General features: G+C 71.9%; 17 protein-coding genes. 6 read left to right on the top strand and 11 right to left on the bottom strand.

What is annotated here, in order from left to right; translation table 11 throughout:
• Positions 1–101: 101 nt before the first annotated feature.
• Positions 102–2,513 (bottom strand): SpoIIE family protein phosphatase, encoded by a 2,412-nt coding sequence (locus ACLJWH_RS33785; protein ID WP_411145602.1) that lies wholly within the window; start codon positions 2,511–2,513, stop codon positions 102–104.
• Positions 2,514–2,815: 302 nt separating this feature from the next.
• Here ACLJWH_RS33785 and tdh point away from each other — a divergent pair, with 302 nt between their 5' ends.
• The 3 genes from tdh to ACLJWH_RS33770 all read left to right on the top strand — a co-directional run bounded on the left by tdh (position 2,816) and on the right by ACLJWH_RS33770 (position 6,013).
• Positions 2,816–3,844, top strand: coding sequence for an L-threonine 3-dehydrogenase (tdh, locus tag ACLJWH_RS33780; protein ID WP_411145601.1), 1,029 nt, complete (start codon positions 2,816–2,818; stop codon positions 3,842–3,844).
• 62 nt (positions 3,845–3,906) lie between these two features.
• Positions 3,907–5,094, top strand: coding sequence for a glycine C-acetyltransferase (locus tag ACLJWH_RS33775; RefSeq protein WP_411145600.1), 1,188 nt, complete (start codon positions 3,907–3,909; stop codon positions 5,092–5,094).
• A 10-nt stretch (positions 5,095–5,104) separates the two neighbouring features.
• Complete coding sequence (locus tag ACLJWH_RS33770; RefSeq protein WP_411145599.1) at positions 5,105–6,013, top strand: LysR substrate-binding domain-containing protein; 909 nt, start codon at positions 5,105–5,107, stop codon at positions 6,011–6,013.
• 55 nt (positions 6,014–6,068) lie between these two features.
• Here ACLJWH_RS33770 and ACLJWH_RS33765 read toward each other — a convergent pair whose 3' ends face one another.
• The gene (locus ACLJWH_RS33765) at positions 6,069–7,610 is read right to left on the bottom strand and encodes an AMP-binding protein (protein WP_411145598.1); all 1,542 of its coding nucleotides are present in this window, start codon (positions 7,608–7,610) and stop codon (positions 6,069–6,071) included.
• A gap of 123 nt (positions 7,611–7,733) precedes the next feature.
• A complete protein-coding gene (locus tag ACLJWH_RS33760) occupies positions 7,734–8,027 on the bottom strand; it encodes a LysR family transcriptional regulator (RefSeq protein WP_411145597.1) in 294 nt (97 codons plus the stop codon).
• 588 nt (positions 8,028–8,615) lie between these two features.
• On the opposite strand from ACLJWH_RS33760, the gene cynS reads away from it, so the two are divergent.
• Positions 8,616–9,086 carry a cyanase gene (gene cynS, locus ACLJWH_RS33755; RefSeq protein ID WP_411145596.1) on the top strand — a complete coding sequence of 157 codons (471 nt, stop codon included), beginning with the start codon at positions 8,616–8,618 and terminating at the stop codon, positions 9,084–9,086.
• A gap of 59 nt (positions 9,087–9,145) precedes the next feature.
• Here the strand turns inward: cynS and asnB are convergent, their stop codons facing one another.
• Together asnB and ACLJWH_RS33745 are read right to left on the bottom strand one after the other, a co-directional pair.
• Positions 9,146–10,975, bottom strand: a complete 1,830-nt coding sequence (gene asnB, locus ACLJWH_RS33750; RefSeq protein ID WP_411145720.1) for an asparagine synthase (glutamine-hydrolyzing) — start codon at positions 10,973–10,975, stop codon at positions 9,146–9,148.
• A 214-nt stretch (positions 10,976–11,189) separates the two neighbouring features.
• A complete protein-coding gene (locus ACLJWH_RS33745) occupies positions 11,190–12,221 on the bottom strand; it encodes a PHP domain-containing protein (protein WP_411145595.1) in 1,032 nt (343 codons plus the stop codon).
• Positions 12,222–12,656: 435 nt separating this feature from the next.
• Here ACLJWH_RS33745 and ACLJWH_RS33740 point away from each other — a divergent pair, with 435 nt between their 5' ends.
• Entirely contained in the window at positions 12,657–14,219 is a 1,563-nt protein-coding gene (locus tag ACLJWH_RS33740) for an adenosine deaminase family protein (RefSeq protein WP_411145719.1), read from the top strand.
• 40 nt (positions 14,220–14,259) lie between these two features.
• On the opposite strand, the gene ACLJWH_RS33735 is transcribed toward ACLJWH_RS33740, so the two are convergent.
• The 5 genes from ACLJWH_RS33735 to ACLJWH_RS33715 form a co-directional block, all read right to left on the bottom strand.
• Positions 14,260–14,886, bottom strand: a complete 627-nt coding sequence (locus tag ACLJWH_RS33735; protein WP_411145718.1) for a hypothetical protein — start codon at positions 14,884–14,886, stop codon at positions 14,260–14,262.
• 165 nt (positions 14,887–15,051) lie between these two features.
• Positions 15,052–16,149 (bottom strand): chemotaxis protein, encoded by a 1,098-nt coding sequence (locus tag ACLJWH_RS33730; protein ID WP_411145594.1) that lies wholly within the window; start codon positions 16,147–16,149, stop codon positions 15,052–15,054.
• 257 nt (positions 16,150–16,406) lie between these two features.
• Positions 16,407–17,669: an arginine deiminase gene (locus ACLJWH_RS33725; RefSeq protein ID WP_411145593.1), complete on the bottom strand. Its 1,263-nt coding sequence runs from the start codon at positions 17,667–17,669 to the stop codon at positions 16,407–16,409.
• Positions 17,670–17,716: 47 nt separating this feature from the next.
• Positions 17,717–19,159, bottom strand: coding sequence for a basic amino acid/polyamine antiporter (locus ACLJWH_RS33720; protein ID WP_411145592.1), 1,443 nt, complete (start codon positions 19,157–19,159; stop codon positions 17,717–17,719).
• 620 nt (positions 19,160–19,779) lie between these two features.
• Positions 19,780–21,999 (bottom strand): NADP-dependent isocitrate dehydrogenase, encoded by a 2,220-nt coding sequence (locus tag ACLJWH_RS33715; RefSeq protein ID WP_411145591.1) that lies wholly within the window; start codon positions 21,997–21,999, stop codon positions 19,780–19,782.
• Positions 22,000–22,264: 265 nt separating this feature from the next.
• Between ACLJWH_RS33715 and ACLJWH_RS33710 the strand changes: the two genes are divergently transcribed.
• Positions 22,265–22,966 (top strand): metal-dependent hydrolase, encoded by a 702-nt coding sequence (locus tag ACLJWH_RS33710; protein ID WP_411145590.1) that lies wholly within the window; start codon positions 22,265–22,267, stop codon positions 22,964–22,966.
• 38 nt (positions 22,967–23,004) lie between these two features.
• On the opposite strand, the gene ACLJWH_RS33705 is transcribed toward ACLJWH_RS33710, so the two are convergent.
• Positions 23,005–23,247, bottom strand: coding sequence for a hypothetical protein (locus ACLJWH_RS33705; protein WP_411145589.1), 243 nt, complete (start codon positions 23,245–23,247; stop codon positions 23,005–23,007).
• Positions 23,248–23,510 lie beyond the last annotated feature (263 nt).

Here is a 23,510-nt window from a genome sequence, read left to right as displayed (position 1 = left end):
TCGTGTCGCGTCCGCCCAGGCGCTGGGACGGGCGCTTGCTTCCATCATGGGGCTGCCGCCCAACCGCCGCACGACAGGCGCCGGGGCGGCCGCCGGCCCGGTCAGCCCACCGGGCGCGGGGCGCCGGGATAGTCCGGCGGGAAGGACTGTTCCGTCCAGATGGTCTTGCCGTACGGCGCGTAGCGCGTCCCCCACCGCTGCACCAGCTGCGCGACGATGAACAGCCCCCGGCCGCCCTCGTCGTCGCTCTCGCTGTGCCGCAGATGCGGCGAGGTGTGACCGGTGTCCGAGACCTCGGTCAGCAGGGTCAGATCGCGCAGCAGCCGCAGATGGAGCGGCCCCGCGGCGTGCCGGACGGCGTTGGTGACCAGCTCGCTGACGACCAGCTCCGTCGAGTACGCGAGCTCCTCCAGGCCCCATGCGCGCAGTTGGCCGGTGGCCAGCTCACGGGCGTGGGCCACCGCCGCCGGCTCGGCGGGCAGCTCCCAGCCGGCGATCTGCCGGACGTCCAGCTCACGGGTGCGCACCAGCAGCAGCGCCGAGTCGTCGGCGCCCGCCCCGCCGGGCAGCAGCGCGGCCAGTGCCCGGTCGCACAGCTCCTCCAGCGGTCTGCGGTGATCGGTGAGCACCTGGCCCAGGATGTCCAGACCCACGTCGATGTCACGGTCGCGGGCCTCGACCAGCCCGTCGGTGAACAGGGCGACGAGGCTGCCCACCGCCAGCTCGATCTCCAGCGACTCGAACGGCAGGCCCCCCAGCCCCAGCGGTGGCCCGGCCGGCAGATCGGGGAAGTACAGCCTGCCCTCGGGATCGACGATCGCCGGGGGCAGATGTCCGGCGCGCGCCATGGTGCAGCGCCGCGAGACCGGATCGTAGACCGCGTACAGGCAGGTCACGCCGGTGGCCGCGTCATCGACGCCGACGGCCTCGGAACCGGGCACGACCCGGTCCGCCGCCGGCTGTCCCACCAGGTCGTCCAGCCGGCCCAGCAACTCGTCGGGCGCCAGATCCAGCCGGGCCAGGGCCTGCACGGTCGTGCGCAGCCGCCCCATCGTGGCCGCCGCCTGGAGACCGTGGCCGACCACGTCCCCGACGACCAGCCCGACCCGGGTACCGGACAGCGCGATCACATCGAACCAGTCGCCGCCGACCCCGGCCCGTGCGTCGGTGGGCAGATAGCGGTGGGCCAGATCGACCGCGGACTGCTTGGGCAGCCGCTGGGGCAGCAGATTGCGCTGGAGGGCGAGCGCGGCGCGGCGCTCGCGGGTGAATCGGCGGGCGTTGTCCAGGCACACCGCGGTACGTGCCACCAGCTCGTCGGCGAGCACCATTTCGTCGCGGTCGAAGGAGGCCGGATGCCCGCCGCGGGTGAAGGTGACCACCCCCAGCGGGGTACCGCCGGTCCGCAACGGCACGACGACGGTGTGCTCCGCCTGCACCAGACCGCCCGAGGACAGGCTGCGGTACTGGGGCGAGCCCGGCGGGTAGCTGACGGGGTGCGGCTGCGGCGCGGGCCCGTCCGCCACCGCGTCGCCGTAGCGGGGGTCGGTGCGGGACGCGACACGCACGAGGGTGGGCGCCGCCCCGTCGCCGGGGCCCGGCTCGTCGCCCTCCAGCACGGCCTGCACCAGATCGACGGTGACGCGGGTGGCGAACGAGGGGACGGCCACCTCGGTGACCTCCCGGGCGGTGGCGGTCATGTCGAGTGTGGTGCCGATCCGTCGGCCGGCCTCCACCAGGAGGTTCAGCCGGCGCTGTGTCCGGTAGCGGTCGGTGATGTCGAAGGCTTCCTCGCAGAGGCCGAGCACCGTGCCGCCCGCGTCCTGGAGCCGGTAGTAGGAGCAGGACCAGACGTGATCGGTCCCCGGATCGGTGGGCGGCTCGCCGAGGAAGTGCAGGTCGAGGATCGGCTCACCGGTCCCCAGCACGTACCGCATGACGGCGTCGAGGGTGGTCGGATACCCCTCGGTCACGAACACGCCGTCCGGATACAGCTCGTCGGCCCGCTTGCCGAGGTACTCCGGCAGCGGCTGTCCGACCTCCCGTTCGTAGGCGGTGTTCGACCAGGTCAGGCGGAGATCGGTGCCGTAGATGGCCAGGCCGACCGGGGACTGGGTGGCCAGCCCGTCCAGCATGGCCTGCCACGACTCCCATCTGCGCAGAGCGTCCAGCCCGGTCAGCACCAGCAGGCGCGCCGGGCCCGTTCCGCCGCCGGCCGCGGCCAGCGGGCAGACCGTGACCGCCACCCGCAGCGGCCGGCCGTCCCGGTGCCGCGCCGTACGGGCCTCGCTGCCGTTCAGCGGCCCCGGCGGCGCGGTCCCCGCCGGGACGGGGGCCAGGAACGTGTCCGTGGAGCGCCCGACGACGTCCCCGGGCGCGTACCCGAGGAGCTTCTCGGCCGCCGGGCTCCAGCCGATGACCAGGCTCTGGGCGTCCAGCACCGCGGTGGCCGCCCTGGTGACGTCGAGGGGACCACGGAAATCGGCGCTCTCGGCCGCGTTCCCAGCGTTCATGGCATCAGCCCAGCTCAGCCCAGCCCGGTTCGGTACCTACAGCATCGAGCGGGATCAGGACCGGCACAACCTGTGCCGGGGGCCGGTGAGGGCATCCGCGTGACCGCCTGGCACCCCCGGTGCCCGTGGGGTGTGAAGGGCAGCTGTGGCCGTGGTTAAGAAATCCTCGATGGACCGGACGGCCGGCGTACGGAAGATTTCCTGCCGTAGATCGCGAAGCCGGGCGCCGCCCGGCAGATCACAGCATGCAGAAGTCGCAGCATTCCGAAGTCACAGCACTCCGAGGTACGGGAGCCGTCGCGGTGAAGGCACTGGTCAAGCAGAAGGCGGAGCCCGGTCTGTGGCTCATGGACGTGCCGGAACCGGCGATCGGCCCGGGAGACGTGCTGATCAAGGTCCTGCGTACCGGGATCTGCGGTACGGACCTGCACATCCGTTCCTGGGACGGCTGGGCCCAGCGGGCCATCGCCACCCCGCTGACCCTCGGCCACGAGTTCGTCGGCGAGGTCGTCGGGACCGGCCGCGATGTGGCCGACATCAAGGAGGGCGACCTGGTCAGCGGTGAGGGCCATCTGGTGTGCGGCAAATGCCGCAACTGTCTGGCCGGCCGCCGCCACCTGTGCCGCGCCACGGTCGGCCTCGGCGTCGGCAGGGACGGCGCGTTCGCCGAGTATGTGGCGCTGCCCGCCGCCAATGTGTGGGTGCACCGGGTCCCCGTCGATCTCGACATCGCCGCCGTCTTCGACCCGTTCGGCAACGCCGTGCACACCGCGCTGTCGTTCCCGCTGGTCGGCGAGGACGTCCTGATCACCGGCGCCGGACCGATCGGGATCATGGCCGCGGCCGTCGCCCGGCACGCGGGCGCCCGCCATGTGGTGATCACCGACGTCAGCGAGGAGCGCCTGGCACTGGCCCGGAAGGTCGGCGTCAGCCTCGCCCTGAACGTCGCCGAGCGCCCGATCGCGGACGGTCAGCGGGAGCTGGGACTGCGCGAGGGCTTCGACATCGGCCTGGAGATGTCCGGCCGGCCCGAGGCGATGCGCGACATGATCTCCAACATGACGCACGGCGGCCGGATCGCGATGCTCGGCCTGCCCGCCCAGGAGTTCCCCGTCGACTGGTCCCGGATCGTCACCTCGATGATCACGATCAAGGGCATCTACGGCCGCGAGATGTTCGAGACCTGGTACGCGATGTCCGTCCTGCTGGAGGGCGGCCTCGACCTCTCCCCGGTGATCACCGGCCGGTACCCGCACCAGGACTTCGAGGCCGCCTTCGCGGACGCGGCGAGCGGCCTCGGCGGCAAGGTCATCCTCGACTGGACCACCTGACCCGCCCTGCCCACGCCGTTCCTCACCCGCTCCTGTCCCTCCCCGCTTTGGAGACACCCCTCATGTTCGACTCCGTACGCGACGAACTGCGCGGCACCCTCGACGAGATCCGCGCCGCGGGGCTGCACAAGCCCGAGCGCGTCATCGGCACCCCGCAGTCCGCCACCGTCGCGGTCACCGCGGGCGGCCGCCCCGGCGAGGTCCTCAACTTCTGCGCCAACAACTACCTGGGCCTCGCCGACCACCCCGAGGTCGTCGCCGCCGCCCACGAAGCGCTCGACCGCTGGGGCTACGGACTGGCCTCGGTCCGCTTCATCTGCGGTACGCAGGAGGTCCACAAGGAGCTGGAGCGGCGCATCTCCGGCTTCCTCGGACAGGAGGACACGATCCTCTACTCGTCCTGTTTCGACGCCAACGGGGGCGTCTTCGAGACGCTGCTCGGCGCGGACGACGCGGTGATCTCCGACGCCCTCAACCACGCCTCCATCATCGACGGCATCCGGCTCTCCAAGGCCCGCCGCTTCCGCTACGCCAACCGCGACATGGCCGACCTGGAGCGGCAGTTGAAGGAGGCGGCGGGCGCCGGCCGCACGCTCATCGTCACCGACGGCGTCTTCTCCATGGACGGCTACCTCGCCCCGCTGCCCGAGATCTGCGACCTGGCCGACCGCTACGGCGCCATGGTGATGGTCGACGACTCGCACGCCGTCGGCTTCGTCGGCCCCGGCGGGCGCGGCACCCCCGAACTGCACGGTGTGCAGGACCGGGTGGACATCATCACCGGCACCCTCGGCAAGGCGCTCGGTGGCGCCTCCGGCGGCTATGTCGCGGCCCGCGCCGAGATCGTCGCCCTGCTGCGCCAGCGCTCGCGTCCCTACCTCTTCTCCAACTCGCTCGCCCCGGTGATCGCGGCCGCCTCGCTGAAGGTGCTCGACCTCCTGGAGTCGGCCGGTGACCTGCGCGAGCGCCTGACCGCCAACACCGCGCTGTTCCGCTCCAGGATGACCGAGGCGGGCTTCGACGTCCTCCCCGGCGAGCACGCCATCGCGCCGGTGATGATCGGCGACGCGGCGGAGGCGGCCCGCATGGCGGACCTGCTGCTGGAGCGCGGCGTCTACGTCATCGGTTTCTCCTACCCGGTGGTCCCGCAGGGCCAGGCGCGGATCCGCGTCCAGCTGTCGGCGGCGCACTCCACCGAGGACGTCCATCGCGCGGTCGACGCGTTCGTCGACGCGAGGTCCGCCCTGTAACACTGGGGGCATGATCGAAGCGCGGCGGCTGCACATCCTGCGTGCGGTGGCTGACCACCGCACCGTCACGGCCGCGGCCGCCGCGCTCTACCTCACGCCCTCGGCGGTCTCGCAGCAGCTGGCCGCCCTGGAGCAGGAGACCGGCCACCACCTGGTGGAACGCGGCGCCCGCGGCGCCCGGCTGACCGCTGCGGGCGAGATCCTGCTCAGCCACGCCAACGCCGTCCTGGCACAGCTGGAGCGGGCGGAGTCGGAGCTGGCCGCGTACGGCTCCGGCGAGGCGGGCACGGTGACCGTCGCGGCCTTCGCGACCGGCATCGGACTGGTCGTCGCGCCCGCGATCACAGAGCTGGCCGCCTCCTCACCCGGTATCCGCGTCCGCGTCCGGGACGCCGAGGGCGACGCCAGCCTGCTGATGGTCCTCGACCGGCAGGTGGACGTGGCGGTGGCCGTGGAGTACCGCGGCGCCCCCGGCGAGGACGATCCGCGGCTGACCCGGGTCCCGCTGTACGCCGAGCCGTTCGACGCCGTGCTCCCGGTCGGCCACCGGCTCACCGGCGCGCCGCGGGTGGCGCTGGCCGACCTCGCGAAAGACCCGTGGATCGGCCCGTACCCCGGCAACCCCTGCCATGACGTGGTCGTGCTGGCCTGCGAGTACGCCGGTTTCGCGCCCGATCTGGAGCACTCCTCCGACGACTTCCGGGCCGTCGTCGCGCTCGCCTCGGCCGCGGCGGGTGTGGCGCTCGTCCCGCGTTCGGCGCTGCGCGGTATGGACCTCGCGGGTGTGGTGGTGCGCCCGGTCGACGGTGTGGCGCCCACCCGCCGCGTCTTCGCGGCGGTGCGCCGCGGCGCCGAGGCCCACCCGCTGCTGCGCCCGGTGCTGGCGGCTCTCGGCGCGGTGGCCGTCCCCCAGGGCTGAGGAGGGGCGGCCCCGGCGCGGCGCGCGGGGCGCCGGGGCCGCCCCTCCTCAGCCGTCAGACGGCGTCGAGCGCCCGCTCGGCCTGCCGCCGCAGCAGCTTCTTGTCCGGCTTGCCCGCATCGGTCAGCGGCAGCGCGTCGACGAACGTGACGGCGGCCGGTTCGTACATCGCGCCGAGCTCCGCGCGCACCAGGTCGCGCAGCAGCTGCCCGTCGATTCCGCTGCCGGGCACGGGCACCACGGCGGCGTGCACGCGTTCCTTGCGGTCGGCGTCGCGGACGCCGAACACGGCGCTGTGCAGGACCTGCGGATGGGAGACGAGCAGCTCCTCCAGCTCGCTGGTGTACACATGGCCGCCGACCACGACGATCATGTCCTTGATCCGGTCGACGACGGTCAGATAGCCCTCGGCGTCCAGGAATCCGATGTCACCGGTGTGCACCCAGCCGTCCCGCAGGACTTCGGCGGTCAGCTCGGGCTGCTTCCAGTACCCCTTCATGATCGTGGCGGAGCGTACGCAGACCTCGCCGTGTTCCCCCGCCGGCAGTTCGCGGCCCCGCTCGTCGCGGATCGCCACCTCCACCCCGGGCAGTACCTTCCCCGCGGAGCGCAGCCGGTCCGGGCGCTCCGGGTCGTGGTCCGCGGGAGTGAGCACGCTGATGCCGCCCGCTTCGTTCTGCCCGTAGATCTGGAGCAGCACCGGGCCGAAGACCCGTACCGCCTCGGCGATGCGGGCCGGGGAGGACTGGCAGCCGCCGTAGATCAGTGTGCGCAGGCTGGAGGTGTCGGTGCGGGCCAGGTCCGGGTGGTCCAGCAGCTGGTAGAGCAGCGGCGGCAGCAGGAAGAGGTCGGTGATGCGCTCGCGTTCGACGGTGGCGAGCACGGCCGCGGGGTCGAAGTCGTCGAGCAGCACCACGGTGCCGCCCGTGCCCAGGACGGCGTCGGTGAACAGACCGGCGGCGTGCGCGAGGGTGGTGCAGACCAGCAGGCGGCGCTCTACGGGCTCCGGCGGATGCATGGCGCGCAGCCCGCGCGACTGCGCGAAGGTGCTACAGATTCCCTTGGGGTGGCCGGTGGTACCGCCGGTGTGGCGGATGGTGCACACGTCCTCCGGTCGCGCCCGGCTGCGGAGCGGCTGCGCGGAGTGTCCGGCGGCGAGCTCCAGCAGGTCCGTGCCCAGCCGGGTGGGGCCGAGCACGAGGACGGCCGGTACCGGGGCCGACTCGGTGATCTCGGCGGCCCGTTCCGTCATGCGGGGATCGACGATCAGGGCGCGCGTCTCGACATCGCGGACGATGGCGGCCTGGGACTCGGCCGAGAGTTTGCCGTAGAGGTGGTTGACCCGGCAGCCGATGAGGTTGGCGGCGTAGCGCGCGGCGACGGTCTCCGGCAGGTTGCCGCTCAGCAGGGTGACGGTCTGGCCGCGGTCGATGCCCTGGTCGCGCAGCGCGCGGGCCATCTGATGGACGAGAGCGCGGAACTCGCCCGCGGTGATCCGCCGTTCCCGGTGTAAGAAGGCATCGTGCCCGAGGTCGTGCTCCAGCGCGTCGAGGTTCTCCGTGACGTACGTGGGGAAGGTCTGGGCGTCTGTGGACATGGCGGGTTCCTCCTGGGGCGGGTATGCCCGGTCACGTACCCGAGCTTTTGGTTGCTGCGGGCAACTAAAACTAGGGTAGCCCCTGCCGATCGGGAGATCCAACTCGGGTGCTTCGGCGGAGCGTTACGGCGGCCCGGGGCGGGCTCCCGGCGTCCGGGCCGGACCGGGGGCGCGTACGCCCGCCGCCAGGTCCGGCAAGGCGCGGTGGGCGTAGTGGATGTGGCCCACGCCGGCGCCGGTCGGCCGTGCCGGACGGCCCGAGCGGTCGAGCGGCTGCGCCGGCGCGGCGCGTTCGAGCTGCCTGATCTGCTGCGAGATGGCCGGCTGCGAGATGTGCCGGGCCTCGGCGGCGCGGGTGGAACCGGCGCGCTCGGCCACCGCGAGTGGATAGCCGAGATGACCCGGTTCCACGGCCACGGGGCAGCTATAGACAGGAGCAATTACAGGTATGGGGTTTGCGACCTGGGTGTTATCGGTACTGGTCACGCATGGTCGAACACATCGGCCCCGCCGACACGTCGCCGGAAGGAGTGACCAGGTGCGACCTCGCCCAGGGAGTCCGGCGCGTGCTGTGCGACGTGTTCCCCACTCGGGCGACGCTCTTCGCCCACTTCGCCACCACCCCTCGGCCGACCGCCCTGTTCATCAGCTGCCCGGACGCCCGGGGCGTCCCGGGGCTGATCACCCAGCGCGAACCTGGCGACCACCCCTCGGTGGCCCGCGCCCTCGCGCGGCGCGCGGTCACCCTGCGCGGCCGGGTCCACGGCATCGGCATCGGCACCGGGGCCGTCCACGTCGTCGGGGAACTCGTCGAGGCCGGTGCACCCCGTGCGTCGGACGGCCGGTGCACCGTCCCCGCCACCTGGCCACGCACCCGGCGGACCGGCCGACCGCTCGCCTCACCCGCCGCCGTTCGCCGCTCGATTCACCGGCCGACCCGACCACCGGCCGACCGACTCACCCACCGACCGCTCACCCACCGAACCTCCGAAAGGGCTCTCTCCCATGGCACACGCGCAGACCGACCCGCAGGCCCGTCAGGAACTGGCCATCGCGGCCGTCGAGGCCAAGGGCCGCAAGGACCTCAGCTGGCAGGAGCTGGCCGACGCCGCCGGTCTGTCGGTGGCGTTCGTGACCGCCGCCGTCCTCGGCCAGCACGCGCTGCCCGCGGACGCCGCACGGGCTGTCGCCGGGCGTCTGGGCCTCGACGACGACGCCGCGCTGCTCCTCCAGACGATCCCGCTGCGCGGCAGCATCCCCGGCGGCGTCCCCACCGACCCGACGATCTACCGCTTCTACGAGATGCTCCAGGTCTACGGCACCACCCTCAAGGCCCTGATACACGAGCAGTTCGGCGACGGCATCATCAGCGCGGTCAACTTCAAGCTCGATGTGCAGAAGGTCGAAGACCCCGAGGGCGGCTCCCGCGCCGTCATCACCCTCGACGGCAAGTACCTGCCCACCAAACCGTTCTGATTCCGTGCCGGGGCCGGGGCGGTGCGCCCCCCGGCCCCGGCACGGGCCGTGCGGCGGCGTCAGTTCAGCTTGATCACCGGCTTGTGCAGGTCGAACCAGGCCGCCAGGTCGAGCGCCCGCTCCAGCTGGGAGCGCTGGCCCGTGGTGATGGTCGCGCCGTCGGCGACCGAGGCTGCCCGCAGCTTCTCGCGATGGCAGAGGTCCAGGGCCGCGTGACCGGAGGAGAGGAGGTCGGCGGCCTGCGACTGGATGGCCGCGACATAGTTCGGGTCGAAGCTGCCGGGGTAGCCGCTCTTCTTGCGCTGGACGACCGACTCGGGCAGCAGATCACGGGTGGCCTCCCGCAGGATGCTCTTCTCCCGTCCGTCGAACGTCTTCAGCGACCACGGGGTGTTGAAGACGTACTGCACCAGCCGGTGGTCGCAGAACGGCACCCGGACCTCCAGGCCGACGGCCATGCTCATCCGGTCCTTGCGGTCCAGCAGGGACTGCACCATCCGCGTCAGATGCAGATAGCAGACCTGCCGCATCCGCTTCTCCAGCCCGTTCTCGCCGTCCTTCAGCGGGGCGTCCGCCACGGCCGAGGAGTAGCTGTCGTGGAGGTACGTACCGAGGTCGAGGCGGTCCGCCAGGTCGTCGGAGAGCGTCCCCCGGAAGTCGATCGGGGCGAGGCCCGCCAGCCACGGGAAGATCTCCTCCTCGCGCCGCGCGTCGTGGAACCACGGGTAGCCGCCGAAGACCTCGTCCGCGGACTCGCCCGACAGCGCCACGGTGGACTGCTCGCGGACCGCCTTGAACAGGAGGTACAGGGAGTTGTCCCGGTCGCCGAGCCCGACCGGGAGGTCGCGGGCACCGACGGCGGCCCGCCGCACGGCCGGGTCGGACAGCGCCGCGCCGTCCAGCACGATGTCGCTGTGGTCGCTGTGCACATGGTCCTTGACGGCGTGTACGAACGGGGTGTCCTGCGTGGGACTGATGTCCTCGGCGCGGAAGTTCTCGGCCTGGCCGGGGAAGTCGACGGCGAAGCTGCGGACCGTCTCGCCGTGTTCCCCCAGCTGCTTGGCGGCGAGCGCGGTCATCGCGGAGGAGTCGAGGCCGCCGGAGAGCAGCGAGCAGCGCGGCACATCCGCCACCAGCTGGCGGGCGATGATGTCCTCCAGCAGCTCGCGGACGTGCGCCACGGTCTCCTGCCGGCTGTCGGTGTGCTCGGTCGCCGTCAGCTGCCAATAGGCGTGCTCGCGCAGGCCGTTGCGGTCCAGTACGGCCACGTGTCCGGGCCGCAGCTCGCGCATCCCCTCCCACACCGCGGCCCCGGGGGTCTTGGCGAACGAGAAGATCTCCCGCAGACCGTCCGGGCCGACCTCCGCGGTGGCCAGCGGGTTGGCGAGGATCGCCTTGGGCTCGGAGCCGAACAGCAGGCCGTCGTCCGTCTCGTAGAAGTAGAAGGGCTTGATGCCCATCCGGTCGCGGATCATGACCAGCTTCTCGGTCCGGGTGTCCCAGATCGCGAAGGCGTACATGCCGTTGAGCTTCTCGGCGACCTCCTCGCCCCACTGGAGGTAGCCGCGCAGGACGACCTCGGTGTCGGAGTCGGTCGTGAAACGGTGCCCGCGGCGCCTCAACTCCTCGCGCAGCTCGACGTAGTTGTACGCCTCGCCGGAGTACACCATCGCGACCGCGCCGTCGTCGGTGCCCGCCTCCATGGGCTGTGCGCCGCCGGGGAGGTCGATGACGGCGAGCCGCCGGTGGCCGAACGCGGCCCGCGGCGTCACCCAGGTGCCCCGGGCATCGGGTCCGCGGCAGGACATCGTCTCGGTCATGGCGTCGACGGATTCCTGGTGAGCGGTCAGGTCACGTCGATAGGAGATCCATCCGGTTATCCCGCACAAAGCGATCAGCCTCATTCCCACGGAGACGGTTGCGTGTAGCGACCATCTCTCTGTCGAGGGGCCCGCACTACCCGTAGCGGTCAATCGGGTGCGTGGGGTTTCTCACCGGTAAATTCCTCCTAATAACGGGTTTCGTGCCACAGGGGCCAGAGGTGCCCAAGGGGCCCGTGTGACGGTGCGAGCGGCGGCGATGGCCGTGCCGTCCCACGCTCCGTCAGCGCCTGGGGGCGCTGCCGGTGCCGGTCCATGTCGTCACCTGGCGGGCCGTCCAGGTGTTGATGATCCGGTCCGCGGGCACGCCGCACTCCTCGGCCCGCGCGCACCCGTAGATCTGCCAGTCCAGCTGGCCCGGCGCGTGGGCGTCGCTGTCGATGGCGAACAGCGTGCCCGCGTCGAGCGCCTGCCGCAGCAGCGGGCGCGGCGGATCGAGACGGTCCGGACGGCAGTTGATCTCCACCGCGGTGTCGTACGCCGCGCAGGCCGCGAAGACGGGCCCGGCGTCGAACTGCGACGGTGGCCGCAGTGTGCCGGTGAGCTGCCGGCCGGTGCAGTGGCCGAGCACATCGACGAGCGGGTTGCCGACCGCCGCCACCAGCCGCCGGGTCATCGCCGCGGCGTCCATCCGCAGTCGGGAGTGCACCGAGGCCACCACCACGTCCAGCTCCGCCAGCAGCTCCGGCTCCTGGTCGAGGCGGCCGTCGTCGAGGATGTCGCACTCGATCCCGGTCAGCAGCCGGAACGGCGCCAGTTGCTCGTTCACGGCCGCCACCAGCGTCAGCTGCTCCCGCAGCCGGTCGGCGCTCAGCCCGTGGGCGATGGTGAGCCGGGGGGAGTGGTCGGTCAGCACGCACCAGCGATGTCCCAGGTCGCGGGCGGCACGGGCCATCACCTCGACGGGGCTGCCGCCGTCCGACCAGTCCGAGTGCAGATGGCAGTCGCCGCGCAGCGCCCGCCGCAGCCGTTGCCCCCGCTCCCCGTCGACCAGCGGCCCGCCCGCCTCCGCCGTCAGGCGTGCCAGATACCCGGGCACCTGCCCGGCGAGTGCCTCCTCCACCACCCCGCTGGTCTTGGGGCCCAGCCCCTTGACCCGCGCGAGCGACCCGTTCAGCGCCCGCCGCCGTACCTCCTCGCCGGACAGCTCGCCGACCACCGCCGCCGCCGTCCGGAACGCCTGTACGCGATAGGTCACCGCGCCCTGCCGCTCCAGCAGAAAGGCGATCCGCTCCAGCGCCTCGACCGGCTCCACGCGCCGCTCCTTCCCGGCCGGCGGCACCTCTCCGGCCCGGCGGGCGGGCACCGCTCCGTCCGGGCGGGCCGTCCCCGCTGCCTTCTTCCCACGGTGCCGCACCCCGCGACCGGCTGCCACTTCCGGCCGTATCGGCGGCGCGGGAGCGGCCGGGTGCCGAGCGACGCGGCGACGAAGGGGCACGGCGACGAAGGGGCACGGCGAGGCAGGGGCACGGTGACGCAAAGGCATGGCGACGGCGGCGGCCAGCGGGCCGGCGGGCCGACCGGCGCCGCACGGACAGTCGGAGCACGCTCCCCGCCGGGAGGGATGCGTCCAGGACGGCCCGTCCCGGGCGCGGTGCCCGCTCACCCGATCGAGGACGTCATGCCGGATTTGTCACTCATGGGTGTGCCGTATCGACAAGATACGCCTGTGCCCACCCTCACCCCCCGCATGCGCCGACGGCACCGCCGCCGCGCCCCGCTGCTGCCGGTCCTGGGCTGTACGGCTTTGCTGTCGCTGCTGCCCGCCGCGCAGCCGGCGGCTCCACGCTCCGCCGATCAGCGCGTCTCCGATTACCTCCGGGCCGTCGAGGACCGGCCGGCGGCGCTCCGGGCCTTCTTCCGGGACCTGCCCAAGGGTGCCGATCTGCACAACCATCTCTCCGGAGCCGCCTCGACCGAACTGCTGATCCGGCTCGCCGGCGAGGACGGGCTGTGCATCGACGAACGGACCCTGACCGCACGGCCGGCGCCCTGCGGCCGGCACAGCCGCCCGGCCGCGCGGGCCCGGACGGACGCCGGCTTCCGGCGGCGGATCCTGCGGGCCTGGTCGATGCAGGACTTCCCGCCGGGGGCATCCGGGCACGACCACTTCTTCGGCGCCTTCGACAAGTTCCGCGCGGTCGCCGATGCCCACAGCGGCAGGCTGCTCGCCGAGGTGGCGGACACCGCCGCCCGGAACCACCAGTTCTACCTGGAGACGATGCTGGCCCCCGCCGCCACCGGCAGTGAGCGGCTCGCGGCGGACATCGGCTTCCATCCGGACCTCGCGCGGCTGCACCGGCTGCTCCTGGCCGACGGCAAACTGGACCGCCTGGTACGCCAGGCCGAGCGGGAGACCGACGCGGCCCTGGCGGAGTTCCGCGCGGCGGGGGAGTGCGACACAGGCCACCCCCACCCCGGCTGCCGACTGCCGTTCCGCTTCATCTTCCAGGCTTCCCGCGGCAGTTCACCCGAGCAGGTCTTCACCCAGCTCGCCCTCGGCATGCGGCTCGCCGAACGCGACCCGCGGTTCGTCGCCGTGAACCTGGTGCAGCCGGAAGACGGCGCGAACGCGCTGCGCGACTACCGTCTCCAGATGCGGATGCTGAACCACCTGCACGGCGTCCACCCGCGCGCCCACATCACGCTGCACGCCGGCGAACTCACCACCGGCCTGGTCGCACCGGCCGACCTCCGCTTCCACATCGGCGAGGCCGTCCGCACCGGCCGGGCCGAACGCATCGGCCACGGCGTCGACGTGGCCCATGAGGACCACGCCGCCGCCCTCCTGCGCACCATGGCCCGGCGGGGGATCGCGGTGGAGGTGCCGCTGACGAGCAACCGGCAGATCCTCGGCGTCCACGGCGCCGAGCACCCGTTCCCGCTCTACCGCCGCTACGGTGTCCCGGTCGTGCTCGCGACCGATGACCCGGGCGTCTCCCGTACCGACATCGGCGCGGAGTACCGGTACGCGGCCCGCACCTACCGGCTCGACTACCGCGAACTGAAGGATCTGGCCCGTGCCTCGCTGGAGCACGCCTTCCTCCCCGGCGACAGCCTGTGGGACACCCGGCGCGTCGGGCCGGGCGCCGTCACGCCGGCCGGCCCCTGCCGCGGGGAACGGCCCGGCAGCCGGGCCCCGCGACAGAACTGCGCGCGCTTCCTGGCCGGCAGTCCCAGGGCCACCCTCGAATGGCGGCAGGAGGCCGCCTTCACCCGCTTCGAGGACCACATCCGCCACCTCGCCCCCTGACCACGAGCGCCGCGCGGACGGCGAGCCGGTGCGAACCGGCTCAGTACCGCTGGGCCTTGGCGACCCGGGGGGTGAGCTTCACATCCGCCGGCTTGTCGCTGACGGCGAGGGGCTGCGCACGCTGCCCCGGACCGAGCTTCTCCGCCCCCACGGTCCTGCTCTCGACCGTCTTCCCGGACGTGTCCACGAAGTCGACCTGCACCGCGTACGACGCCTGCCGGTCGGTCCTGTTGACGATATTCACCACGGCGACCAGCAGACCGGCGGTCTCGGCCCGCGGCTTACCGGTCAGCGACACATCGGACAGCGCGTTGCCCCGGTCGTGCACCTTCTTCAGTTCGGCCGCCGCCGCCTCGTTGGCGCGGGCGGCCTCGGCCGAGACCGATGCCTCGAACGCGGACGCGGCCGCCGACGCGGAGGAGGCCGCGGCGGAGGCCGAGGCACGGGCGGACTCGGCGCTCGATGCCACGGACGACGGCGGCGTGCCCGAGAACGAGGCGGTATGGGGCGGCGTCGGGCGCGGGCTGAACGAGGCACCTCCGCTGCCGCCACCGCTGTGGCACGAGACGAGGGCACCCGCGAGCGACCCCGCGGCGAGCACGCACACCAGGGCCGCGGGCAGCCGTCGTCGGTGCGCACCGGCGCCGGGGGAGAAGGTCCTGCTCATCGCGTCCCGTCCTTTCACCGCGACGCCCCAGCCGCTGCTGTCGGGGTCCGCCTCGTCCATGCTGGGTGTGCTGTTCGCCGGCCGCGAACCCTGCTGGCCCATTGAGGTGCCGGCCGGACGGGCGCCGGGCCTCCGCCGCGCCGGCGGGCCGGTACCGCCGGTGGGTCAGTACCGCAGGACGCACGCGATCCGGCCCATGCCGGCGAGCGTGTCGTCCGGTACGAAGGTCACCCGGGCGTCGGTCTCCAGGGCCTGTTCCACGATCTCGTCGACCATGTCGTCCCGGGCGTCCGGGTCGCCAGGTTCCGCCGGGACCAGATGGTCGCCGGTCGCCCGGACGGTCACCCGGTAGTGCTCCTCCACGGCGAGGATCCGCACCCGTCCCTCGGACACGCACTGCCAGACCTCGTCGATCCCGGCGGCGAACTTCTGCCGGCCCTGGGCGTCCGTCAGGTCCGCCACGACGGCGTCGACTTCCCGCCGCGCCTGCGCCGCGACGGCCGGCAGCACCGCCGCGCGGACGGCCTCGGCCGACGCGCGCCCCAGACCACCGTGCGGGATATGGGCGGTGGCGTGCCGGGCGACCGTGCCGACCGCGTCGAGCAGCGAGAGCGCCGCCGCCTCCCCGAGTACGTACAGCGGCCGGGGGGCGGCCGCCAGCAGGTGCTCCACGGCGGTGTCCGCCGTGCGCAGGAACTGGCGGGTCTGCTCGTCGCGGAAGGTGCTGGGCAGATCGCCGATCTGTTCCTTGCGTTCGGAGTCCGGGGCTTCCAGGTCCCGGGTCAGCGGGAAGTCCCCGGTGCGGTGCTCCGTGACGTGCTCGGCCCCGCCGCTCCAGAGGGAGATGCGGTCCGCGGAGATGACCAGCGCCCAGAAGGAGGGTTCGGCGGCGTGGGCGGCCACGAGGTTCCGGGTGAGGAACGTGTCGGAGAGCACCACCCGGGCGGGCACCGTGCGCCCCAGCGACCACACCTGATGCTCGCCGGGCGCGGCGAAGATGACCAGCCCGTCCTCGGCGTGCGCCAGATCGATGTCTTTCAGCGCACCGTCCAGCTGCTCGACGACCTCGGTCCGCCGCTCCCGGGTCACGGCCGGGTCCGCCGCGAGCCGCTCCTTGGCCTCGGCGAGCAGGTTCCGCAGGCGGATGGGGTCCTGTGCGTTGTCCGGTTCGCGACGGTGGGTCGGCAGCACGATGGAGACCGCCGGGTACGGACGCGGCTTGCGCAGCCGGGCGAGGACGGCAGGACTGAGAACGGGGTGCATGGAGGCCCTTTCCGGCGGAGACGCCGTTGCTCTTCCCTTGGACGGTGGGCTGCGGGGGTGGCGTGGACTGGGTGGCTGGCGTGGACTGCCTGGAGTACAGCCACTTCGCGGTGTGTGAGGTGGCGATCGCCGGCTGAGGGAAATGGCCCCGGGGTGGTGCGTGCCGTGCGAAGCAATCAGACCTTATATCCAATTTTATTCTGTTATGGGAGTTACGCGCGGAGCGTCGGGTACGGCCGCCGTCCCGGGGCCGGAGCTCAGAAGTCGACGGGTTCACGGATGAGGGGGCAGGTCATGCAGTGCCCGCCGCCCCGCCCCCGGCCGAGTTCGGCGCCGACGATGGTGATGACCTCGACGCCGGCCTTGCGCAGCAGGGTGTTGGTCTGGGTGTTGCGGTCGTAGGTGAAGACCACGCCGGGTTCGACGGCGACGGCGTTGTTGCCGCTGTCCCACTGCTGCCGCTCGGACGCGTACACATCGCCGCCCGTCTCGATCACCCGCATCTCCGGCAGGCCGAGCGCCCGGGTGACCACCTCGACGAAGCTGCGGGACCCTTCGTCGCTGATCGTGAGGCCGGGCGCTTTGTCGCTCGGCCGCAGCGAGAACGTGTGCACGCTGTCCATGATCTTCGGATACAGGGTGACGATGTCCCGGTCCGCGAAGGTGAAGACGGTGTCGAGATGCATCGCCGAGCGCAGTCTCGGCATCCCCGCGACGATGACGTGCTCGGCCGCACCGTTCGCGAACAGCGCCGCCGCCACCTGCGTGATCGCCTGCCGGGACGTACGTTCACTCATGCCCATCAGCACCACGCCGTTGCCGACCGGCATGATGTCGCCGCCCTCGAACGACGCCTGCCCCCACTCCCGCTCGGGGTCTCCCCACCACACGGTGCTGCCGGTGAAGTCGGGGTGGAACCGGTAGACGGCCTTCATCAGCAGCGTCTCGTCGTGGCGGGCCGGCCAGTACAGCGGGTTCAGCGTCACGCCGCCGTACAGCCAGCACGTCGTGTCGCGCGTGTACAGGGTGTTCGGCAGCGGCGGCATGAGGTACTCCTGCACGCCGGTCGACTCGCGGGCGAGGCCGAGGTAGTCGGGCCGGAACTCGTCCGGGAGGTCGGCGGCGGCGAGGCCGCCGATCAGGTAGTCGGCGAGGCCGCGCGGATCGAGTGTCTCCAGGAAGGCCCGGGTGCTGTCGATGAGCCCGAGGCCGACCTCGTTCGCGGTGATCTTGCGGTCGAGGAGCCACTCCCGGGCGTCGGGAATCGCCATGGTCCGGGCGAGCAGCTCGTGCAGTTCGACGACGTCGACGCCCCGCCCGCGGAGCTTGTTGACGAAGTCGGCATGGTCGCGCTGCGCGTTCTCCACCCACATCACATCGTCGAAGAGCAGGTCGTCGGCGTTGGTCGGGGTGAGCCGGCGGTGGGCGAGCCCCGGCGCGCAGACCAGTACCTTGCGCAGCTTGCCGACCTCGGAGTGGACGCCGAGAACCGGCTGGGCGGCGGTGGTGTCGTTCGTCATGGTGGGCCCTTTCTGGGACTCGGCTCGGGCGACGGGCACGGCCGCGGTCAGAGGCTGATCCAGCCGGTCGCCAGGGCGGCCACGCCGGCGACGGCGCCGGCGATCGAGACGGCGCAGATGACCGACTCGGCGGGCGAGAACAGACGCCGGCCCTGTTCGCGCCGGGCCCGCACGAACAGGACCGTGGCCGGCGCGTAGAGGATGAAGGAGATCAGGAGGTAGCTCAGCCCGGCCGCGTAGAGCAGGAAGGCCGTGTAGACCGTGGCCAGCGCCGCGATGATCAGCTGGCCGGTGGACCGGCCGCTCTCCCGGGCGGTGCCGGCGAGCGGCAGCGAGATCTTGAGGGCGAACGCCGCCGCCAGCAGGAAGGGGATCAGGGACAGCGCACTGGTCAGATCGAGTGCGAAATTGAACGCGTCGCCGGAGAACAGCGTGATGACGAGGACGACTTGGGACAGCAGGGTCGTCATCATCAGGGCCGGCACCGGGACGTCACCGGCGCTGGAGCGGGCCAGGAAGCGGGGCATGTCCTCGTCCTTGGCCGCGACGAACAGCACCTCGGCGGCCATCAGCGACCAGGCCAGATAGGCCCCCAGCACGGAAATGATCAGCCCGGCGCTGACGAACACCTCGCCCCAGGTGCCGACCGCGGCCTCCAGTACACCGGCCATCGACGGCTGGCGGAGCTCGGCGATCTCGCCCATCGGCAGGATGCCGTACGACACGATGGTGACCGACGCGAAGACGGCGAAGACGCTCAGAAAGCCCAGTACGGTGGCGCGTCCGACATCCGCACGCCGTTTGGCGTGCCGCGAATAGACGTTGGCGCCCTCCACGCCCAGGAAGACGAAGACGGTGGCCAGCATGGTCTCCCGGACCTGGTGGAACAGTGAGCCGGCGTAGTCGGCGCCGCCGAAGTTCTCGGCGAAGACATGGGGCTTGAAGAAGAACAGCGCCAGGATGACGAAGACCACGATGGGGACGACCTTGGCCACCGTGACGATCCTGTTGACCGCCGCGGCTTCCTTGACGCCGCGGCGGATGAGGAAGAAGAACGCCCAGAGGCCGGCCGACGACAGGACCACGGCCAGGACGGTGTCGCCGTCGCCGAGCGCCGGCGCGATGGCGCCGATCGTCGACATGATGAGCACCCAGTACGTCACATTGCCGACGCACGCACTGGCCCAGTAGCCGAACGCCGAGAAGAAGCCGAGGTATTCGCCGAAGCCGGCTTTGGCGTAGGCGTAGACACCGGCGTCCAGCTCCGGTCTGCGGACCGCGAGGAACTGGAAGACCAGCGCGAGCATCAGCATGCCGGTGCCGGCGATCAGCCACGCGATCAGCGCACCGGCGACACCGGTCTCCTGGGCGAAACGCCGCGGCAGCGAGAACACCCCGGCGCCCACCATCGAGCCGACCACCATCGCGGTCAGCGTCATCATCGTCAGCTTGGCGGCCGGTGGTGATCCGGCGGTGCCGCCCTGGGCCATGTCGTACCTGCTCTCTGTGGCTGGTGCGGGGCGGCCGGTCGCTCCTGGCGGCGGGCGGTCCGCTCCGCGACCGGCTCGACCTGATGAGCCGTGACACCGGTGGCGCCGTGGCGCCCGCGCGCGGCGGGACCGGCGCGGTCGAGGACGCCGTACGGCAGAGGGGACAGCGAGCGTGCGCCGGGCACCGGCCGCGGCGGGCGCCGTGCGTGCGGGGGAGGCGCGGGGGGCGGGCCGCCGCGTCGGCGGGGTGCGGTCCGTGGCCCGACGGGGCGGGCGGCGGCCGCGCGGCCCGGTATCCGAGCCGGTCGAGAACTCGTTCGCCACACCTCCGGACAACGGCAGCGTCCCGGCGGAACGCGCCTGCTCGCGTTCCGCGCCGGCAATCACCCCGGCCCCCGGCCCGCGAACGTGGGCGGCACCGGGCCGAGGCAGTCACATCGGGAAGAAATTACCAGCTATGTCCCTAATTATCCCGATTTGGGAATTCCGGAGTGTAGGTGTCCGCGGTGGACGGCCGGGCCGGAACCTGACGGGCCGTGACACGCGAAAGGTCCCCGGACCCTCGCCGCCGCTGGGCGGCGAACCGGGCCCGGGGACCTCTCCCCGTACTCCGTGGAATATCAGCCGAGGATCGCGAGCGCCTCGTTGAGGGTCTTCGACGGACGCATGACGGCCGCCGCCTTGGCGGCCACCGGCTGGAAGTAGCCGCCGATGTCGGCCGGCGAGCCCTGGACCGCGATCAGCTCGTCGACGATGACCCGCTCCTGCTCGGACAGCGTCCGGGCGAGCTGGGCGAACGCCTCGGCCAGCTGCGCGTCATCGGTCTGCCGCGCCAGCTCCTGCGCCCAGTAGAGCGCCAGGTAGAAGTGGCTGCCGCGGTTGTCGATGCCACCCAGGCGGCGGCTCGGCGACTTGTCCTCGTTGAGGAACGTGCCGGTCGCCCGGTCGAGCGTGTCGGCGAGGATCTGGGCACGCGCGTTGTCCGTGGTCTGCGCCAGGTGCTCGAAGCTGACCGCGAGCGCGAGGAACTCGCCCAGGCTGTCCCAGCGCAGGTAGTTCTCCTTAAGCAGCTGCTGGACGTGCTTGGGCGCGGAGCCGCCGGCGCCCGTCTCGAACAGGCCGCCGCCGTTGATCAGCGGGACGACGGAGAGCATCTTGGCGCTCGTGCCGAGCTCCAGGATCGGGAACAGGTCGGTCAGGTAGTCGCGCAGCACGTTGCCGGTGACCGAGATGGTGTCCTCGCCGCGGCGGATGCGCTCCAGGGAGAACGCGGTCGCCTGCTCCGGCGCCATGATCTCGATCCGGAGACCGTCGGTGTCGTGCTCCGGCAGGTACGCCTCGACCTTCGCGATCAGGCTCGCGTCGTGCGCACGGCCCTCGTCGAGCCAGAACACCGCCGGGTCGCCGGTGGCGCGGGCGCGGTTGACCGCGAGCTTGACCCAGTCGCGGATCGGCACGTCCTTGGTCTGGCACATGCGGAACACGTCGCCGGCGCTCACCGGCTGCTCCAGTACGGCCTGGCCGGCGGTGTCGACGACCCGGACCGTGCCGGCGGCGGCGATCTCGAAGGTCTTGTCGTGGCTGCCGTACTCCTCGGCCGCCTGCGCCATCAGGCCGACGTTCGGCACCGAGCCCATGGTCGCCGGGTCGAAGGCGCCGTGCGCGCGGCAGTCGTCGATGACGACCTGGTAGACCCCGGCGTAGCTGCTGTCGGGGATGACGGCGAGGGTGTCGGCCTCCTCGCCGTCCGGGCCCCACATGTGGCCGGAGGTGCGGATCATGGCCGGCATGGACGCGTCGACGATGACATCGCTCGGCACGTGCAGGTTGGTGATGCCGTGGTCGGAATCGACCATCGCCAGGGCGGGGCCCTCGGCCAGCTCGGCGTCGAACGCGGCCTTTATCGCCGCGCCCTCGGGCAGCGAGTCCAGGCCCTTGAAGATGGTGCCGAGGCCGTCGTTCGGGCTCAGGCCGGCCGCGGCGAGCGCCTCGCCGTACCGGGCGAACGTCTTCGGGAAGAAGGCGCGCACCACGTGGCCGAAGATGATCGGGTCGGAGACCTTCATCATCGTGGCCTTGAGGTGCACCGAGAACAGCACGCCCTCGGCCTTGGCGCGGGCGACCTGGGCCGCGAAGAACTCGCGCAGCGCCGCCACCCGCATCACGGACGCGTCCACGACCTCACCGGCGAGCACGGGCACCGACTCGCGCAGGACCGTGGTGCTGCCGTCGGCACCCACCAGCTCGATGCGGAGCGCGCCGTCCTCGGCGATGACCGCGGACTTCTCGGTGGAGCGGAAGTCGTCGGCCGTCATGTGCGCGACGTTCGTCTTCGAGCCGGACGTCCAGGCACCCATCCGGTGCGGGTGCGCCTTGGCGTAGTTCTTGACCGAGGCGGGCGCCCGCCGGTCGGAGTTGCCCTCGCGCAGCACCGGGTTGACGGCGCTGCCCTTGATCTTGTCGTACCGCGCGCGAACGTCCCGGTCCTCGTCGGTCTTCGGGTCGTCCGGGTAGTCCGGCAGCGCGTAGCCCTGCTGCTGAAGCTCCGCGATCGCGGCCTTGAGCTGCGGGATGGAGGCCGAGATGTTCGGCAGCTTGATGATGTTGGCCCCGGGGGTCTTGGCCAGCCGGCCGAGCTCGGCGAGGGCGTCGTCGATGCGCCGGCCCTCCTCGAGACGCTCCGGGAAGCTCGCAATGATGCGCCCGGCCAGGGAGATGTCGCGCGTCTCCACGCGGACACCCGCTGTCGAGGCATACGCCTGGACCACCGGCAGGAACGAATACGTTGCCAGGGCCGGGGCCTCGTCGGTGTGCGTATAGATGATGGTCGAGTCAGTCACCAGTACTCCGCTTCACGTCTACAACGTCTCGATATCAAGATATCTCGTGGCCGCCCCTCCCGGATACCGGCCCCCGTGTGCGGCTGCCGGGCACCCACCGTGCCGGGGGCGCGTACGTCCTCGCCGTCGCCGGCCGGTGCCCGCGGCGGCCGTCGGTGCCGGGGACGCCGCTTTGTCATGCCCAGTTGGATCTTGCTGGTAGCGTCTGCCGGATGGGGAGGCACGAGAGCGTCGTGCCGCTGGGCCGGGGGAGGACGACCACACGATGATGGGCCATTCACACGCGGTGAGCGGTGCGCTGCTCTTCGCGGGGACCGCGCCGTACCTGCCGCCGCTGGTGATGCACGCGCACCTGGCGCCGGAGGAGATTCTGATGGGCACCGTGCTCTGCGCCGGTGCCGCACTCCTGCCCGACCTGGACCACCACGACGGCACCATCGCCAACTTCCTCGGCCCGGTCTCCAAGACGCTGTGCCGCTTCGTCGCCTGGGCCTCCGGCGGCCACCGCCATGCCACGCACTCGCTGTTCTTCGTGGCCTTCATGACCCTCGGCACCTGGGCGGGGGTGGCCTACCTGGGACGGCCGTTCACGCTGGGCATGACCTTCTTCCTGCTGGCGCTGGCCGTCCGGGCGCTCAACCTCTGCCCGCCCGGACACGGTTTCTCGGCCTGGGGCACGATCGTGGCGATGGCCGGCATAGGCACCGGGGTGATCGCCAAGTTCATCCCCTCGGCGCCGGGCTGGCTGCCCTACGCCGTCGGACTGGGCTGCGTGGCACACCTGCTGGGGGACTCCATCACCAAACGGGGTGCCCCCTGGCTGTGGCCGATCAAGACCCGCTACGAGATCGTGGTGATCAAGAGCAGCGGCAACAAGCTGGAGACGGAGATACTCACCCCGATCATGGGCGTCCTCACCGTCGTCCTGCTCTGGTTCACCGCGCTCTCGCCGGGGGCCATCAGCTAGGGCGTGTTGCGAAAGTGGCTGAAGATGCGGGGTGTCGCTCAGAGGCTGCGGATGGCCTCGGCCAGGTCGGATCCGTAGGAGGCCCAGCAGATCACCGAGCCGTCATCGTCGAGCTGCCCCATGAACCACTCCCCGTTGTCCCTCACGAGGCACAACTCGTGGAACGCATGAATCACATCGGGTCGGAGCGGTTCGTAGTCGCCCTGACCGGCTGTCTCGATGATTACGAGTCGATCGAAGGAGAGCGGGGCGGCGCTGGGGTCTCCGGAAAGAGCGCGCACGCGCTCGATCGTCCATCCGGCGGGGAGTCCTGAGTTCACTGGGGCATGCTCCCAGCAGGGCGCCCGTCACAGCCACTCGTTAAGGACCGCGACCAGCACGGTCGCCTCGTAGCGGACGGCGAGCTTGTCGTAGCGCGTGGGTGCGCCACGAGGCGCCATGGAGTCGAGTGAGGTGAGAGACCTTACCCCCGGGTTGTCGCAGCAATCCGGGTGAAGCAGGGGGCAGTTCACCCCGGGGGATGCCGAGGTGGGCGGTAAGCAGC

It is taken from the genome of Streptomyces sp. x-80 (assembly GCF_046549095.1).
In the GTDB taxonomy this organism is placed as follows: Bacteria; Actinomycetota; Actinomycetes; order Streptomycetales; family Streptomycetaceae; genus Streptomyces; species Streptomyces celluloflavus.
The sequence above is the reverse complement of the archived record's forward strand: the minus strand, read 5'-3'. Positions and strand labels throughout refer to the sequence as shown.